The sequence below is a fragment of the Paracoccus sp. MKU1 genome, assembly GCF_001447385.1.
GTDB lineage: Bacteria > Pseudomonadota > Alphaproteobacteria > Rhodobacterales > Rhodobacteraceae > Paracoccus.
In genome coordinates this window covers 1-2,828 of record NZ_LLWQ01000178.1, presented here as the reverse complement: position 1 = coordinate 2,828, position 2,828 = coordinate 1, and the positions used below count along the sequence as shown (strand labels likewise).

The 2,828-nt window shown below is 60.2% G+C and carries 5 protein-coding genes and 1 rRNA gene; 3 read left to right on the top strand and 3 right to left on the bottom strand.

The features are described from left to right. Positions 1 to 272: 272 nt before the first annotated feature. Both AQY21_RS27915 and AQY21_RS29790 read right to left on the bottom strand, forming a co-directional pair. Positions 273 to 1,042 (bottom strand): IS5 family transposase gene (locus AQY21_RS27915; RefSeq protein ID WP_369807775.1). Its coding sequence is split into 2 segments (ribosomal slippage): positions 273 to 724 and positions 724 to 1,042, totalling 771 coding nucleotides; the frame shifts between segments, so codons are not numbered across the junction. A 26-nt stretch (positions 1,043 to 1,068) separates the two neighbouring features. After that, positions 1,069 to 1,320: a tyrosine-type recombinase/integrase gene (locus AQY21_RS29790; protein WP_058098274.1), complete on the bottom strand. Its 252-nt coding sequence runs from the start codon at positions 1,318 to 1,320 to the stop codon at positions 1,069 to 1,071. Between the two features lie 138 nt (positions 1,321 to 1,458). On the opposite strand from AQY21_RS29790, the gene AQY21_RS29040 reads away from it, so the two are divergent. After that, complete coding sequence (locus AQY21_RS29040; RefSeq protein ID WP_203416507.1) at positions 1,459 to 1,752, top strand: hypothetical protein; 294 nt, start codon at positions 1,459 to 1,461, stop codon at positions 1,750 to 1,752. Here AQY21_RS29040 and AQY21_RS14115 read toward each other — a convergent pair. Then, positions 1,749 to 1,937 carry a hypothetical protein gene (locus AQY21_RS14115; protein ID WP_058098272.1) on the bottom strand — a complete coding sequence of 63 codons (189 nt, stop codon included), beginning with the start codon at positions 1,935 to 1,937 and terminating at the stop codon, positions 1,749 to 1,751. The two genes, AQY21_RS29040 and AQY21_RS14115, sit on opposite strands and share 4 nt — an antisense overlap. Positions 1,938 to 1,950: 13 nt before the next feature. On the opposite strand from AQY21_RS14115, the gene AQY21_RS14110 reads away from it, so the two are divergent. Beyond that, positions 1,951 to 2,199 carry a hypothetical protein gene (locus tag AQY21_RS14110; RefSeq protein WP_238986786.1) on the top strand — a complete coding sequence of 83 codons (249 nt, stop codon included), beginning with the start codon at positions 1,951 to 1,953 and terminating at the stop codon, positions 2,197 to 2,199. Positions 2,200 to 2,685: 486 nt separating this feature from the next. Next, positions 2,686 to 2,828, top strand: a 16S ribosomal RNA gene (locus AQY21_RS14105); the annotation flags it as partial.

Here is a 2,828-nt window from a genome sequence, read left to right as displayed (position 1 = left end):
GCCCAATAGCGGCGATGCTTCCATCCTGCTCACCGATCCAGCGTAGCAGCGCCTCAGGCTCGCTGGCCACCTGAGCCTCCCTGACAATCCGCCCATGTTCGCTGATCGCGCAGATCGCGATTTTCTCCAGCGATACATCCAATCCAACAAACAACTTCATCCCGCAGTCCTCCTCCTGGATCCGATACGGGAACGGCGACAGCTTGCCCCTGATCTTGCAAGCGGTAACGGACAGCGCGACGCAGGCCCCGTTACAGCATCTCATTCTCGCGTCATAGCCAGAACATGACGGTTGCGGCGAGTGCGACGGCGGAGAGGAAGACCTTGGGGCACCTGTCGTAACGGGTGGCAACCCTGCGCCAGTCCTTCAGCCTGCCGAACATGATCTCGATCCGGTTGCGGCGTTTGTAGCGGCGCTTGTCATACTTGACGGGCTTGCCGCGAGACTTCCTGGCCGGGATGCAGGGCTTTATCCCCTTGTCTTTCAAAGCATCTCTGAACCAGTCGGCGTCATATCCCCGGTCAGCGAGCAACCAGTCTGCGTTTGGCAAGCTGCCCAGAAGCGCGGCGGCCCCGGTGTAGTCACTGACCTGGCCTGCGGTCATGAAGAAGCGGATCGGGCGCCCATCGACATCGGCGACGGCGTGAAGCTTGGCGTTCATGCCGCCCTTTGTGCGACCGATCAGACGGCCCCTCTGTTCCCCGGCCCCCCCTTTTTCGACCGCAGGCTGGTCGCCGTGCGGTGCGCCTTCAGGTAGGTCGCGTCGATCATCACCGTCTTTGGAACGGCGGCCTCGGCGGCCAGCCCATCCATCATCCGGGCGAAGACCCCCTTGTCGCTCCACCGCTTCCAGCGGTTGTAGAGGGTCTTTGGCGGGCCATATTCCCGGGGCGCATCGCACCACCGCAAGCCATTGCGATTGATGAAGATTATCCCGCTCAATACCCGCCGGTCATCCACGCGCGGCTGGCCGTGGCTCTTGGGAAAGAAGGGCCGCAGTCGCGCCATCTGTGCGTCCGTCAGCCAGAAAAGATTGCTCATCCGTCGGTCTCCCGGCAGACGCTGAATCACGCCGCAAGCGGAAAATCAATGGGTCCCGAACCTAGCTTGATCACCCGGCGCGCGAGGTCCACCCGATCCCATGTCAGTTCCAGAAGCGCGCCAATCCGGCCGGCGGTGGTGACCATCAGCAGGACCGCGAGACGGATGTGCGGCGCAGATGCCGCGGCCAAAACGCGCTCAACCTCGTCGCGAGTCAGGTAGCGGTCCCGAGGTTGCGGGGTGTGCGGCAATTCGATGCGCGGGGCGGATTGGATCAAGCGGCTTTTCTCTGCCCACGAGAGGCAGGTGCGGAGGCAACCAAGGTCGGTCCTGATGGTGCCGTCTTTGCGTCCCGCGCGGCGGGGCTTGGCGATGAAGTTGCGGCAGTCCTCCGCGGTGATCTGGCTGGCAGACAGGTGGCCGAAATCGGGCTAGACGTTCTTGCCGACCTGCCGCATCTACGCCTCCCTCTGTGCGGATCTGACCGGCTTCATGAACACGATCCAGTGCGATTTCGCCGTCTTGCCGCAGCGATTGCCGAACAGCGGCTTCCGATCGGTCAGGGCCAGGATCTCCCGGACACGGATTTCGTGTTCGTTCTATTTGAAAATCAGCGTTCCATTGGGTTTCAGGACGCGGAAGCACTCGCGGAAACCGGCGCGGATATCATCACGCCAGTTCTGGCCGAGCTTGCCATATTTCAGAGCTAGCCAGCCTGTTTTGCCGTTTCCCACGAGGTGCTTTGTGAGGCATAAGCCGCCACCGGTTCGAGGCTATGCCAAACGCCGCGCCGCATCGGCAGGTAGGTGATGTCAGCGCACCCGCCCTGACTGGGACGATCCACCCGCAGCCCGCCCAGCAGATAGGGATAGGTCTTGTAGCCCTTCTTCGGCATGCTGGCTTTTGTCATGCTTCTGGCGCTGGCGCTGACCTCGAATCGATTCTCGATCTGCCGTATGGGCGCGCATTGGCGGCGGCTGCACCGGCTGGTCTATCCGGCGGCGATTTTGGCGGCGGTGCATTGGCTCTGGGCGTTGAAGGTCTGGGAATCCTGGCCGCTGACGATTCTCTTGGCGATTCTGGTGCTGCTCGGCCTGCGTTTGCTGGGCAAAGGCCGGCGTAAGCCTTCCGCCTTGCTGGATGGTTCTTGCTGGTGATTCTTTTGTTTTGTTGTTGTTCTGGGCGCGGCGTTTGGTGATTTTTGTTGTTTTTCAGTGACTTGTCTCTTTTCGTCATTTTTTTGAATTTTGTGTCTTGCGGGTTTGTGGCGGGGGGCCTAAATACCCGCTCACCGAGACGACGGAACGGTCGGAACGGGACGGGATGCGGCGCTTGTTGCGCGGTTCCGGAGACAATCTGGGAATGACTGACCGGACGGGGCGTCAAGCGAATGACGCATCTTCCGCGATTTTGTTTCCTTTGCTTTTTGACATTGCTGTTCTTTGAAGGGATATGCGGGCGGTCTGGTCGTTTTTCGACTGAGGAGTTTGCATATCGGCCTGGTAGGGAAACCGATGATCCAGGTGTCAGCTTCACTGTTTGACGGTTCACGTATGTGGAACGACAAGCAGAGATGATCTCCTGCTTTTTGCGGGGGACAGATGTGCAAGGTTCTTACGTCAAGGATACGGCTCATGCCGTTTCAACTTGAGAGTTTGATCCTGGCTCAGAACGAACGCTGGCGGCAGGCCTAACACATGCAAGTCGAGCGAGGACTTCGGTCCTAGCGGCGGACGGGTGAGTAACGCGTGGGAACGTACCCTTTGCTGCGGAATAGCCCCGGGAA

What these genes read in the sequence shown, in the direction of transcription:
- AQY21_RS14115 (WP_058098272.1), bottom strand. Translation starts at nt 1,937, where the DNA reads ATGCCGAAGAAGGGCTACAAGACCTATCCCTATCTGCTGGGCGGGCTG.
- AQY21_RS14110 (WP_238986786.1), top strand. Translation starts at nt 1,951, where the DNA reads ATGCTTCTGGCGCTGGCGCTGACCTCGAATCGATTCTCGATCTGCCGT.